Source organism: Vibrio sp. 970 (assembly GCF_033339075.1).
Map to the genome: position 1 here is coordinate 1 of NZ_JAWOTW010000885.1, position 504 is coordinate 504.

The following is a 504-nucleotide window of genomic DNA, read 5'->3' on the forward strand; positions in this document are numbered from 1 at the left end:
GCTTGTCGACACGCACCACGTATTCTTTTTCGTGGTTGTTACCAGCGCGCAGAATCTTATTTACGATGTCGCCATCGTTAGTCAAGAAGATCAAACCATCCGAAGGTTTGTCGAGTCGACCAATTGGGAAAATACGCTTTTTGTGACCGATGAAATCGACGATATTGCCGGGGATATCACGCTCAGTCGTACAGGTGATGCCTGTTGGCTTGTTGAGGGCGATATAAATCGGCTTTTCTTTTGAAGCGACAGGCTTGCCATCAACACAAACGTCGTCACCAGGTAGTACTTTGGTGCCCATTTCTGGCTGTTTGCCGTTAATGGTCACTCGACCTTCTTCGATCAGTTTATCGGCAGCGCGACGTGAGCAAAAGCCTGTTTCGCTGATGAATTTATTTAAGCGTTTCGCGTTGTCTTGTGACATATCGGTCTCCTAACGTTTCACAACGGCGGTGAATTTGATGACCCTTCCCGCAAGTGGGAAGGGGAAATAAGGTCGGGCAT

1 protein-coding gene is annotated in these 504 nt (G+C 48.0%); it reads right to left on the minus strand.

Annotation, left to right across the window (positions count from 1 at the left end):
• Nucleotides 1-424 (minus strand): pseudouridine synthase (locus R7Q11_RS29725; protein ID WP_263857244.1); only part of this gene is annotated, 424 nt, incomplete at its 3' end.
• Between the last annotated feature and the right edge of the window lie 80 nt (nt 425-504).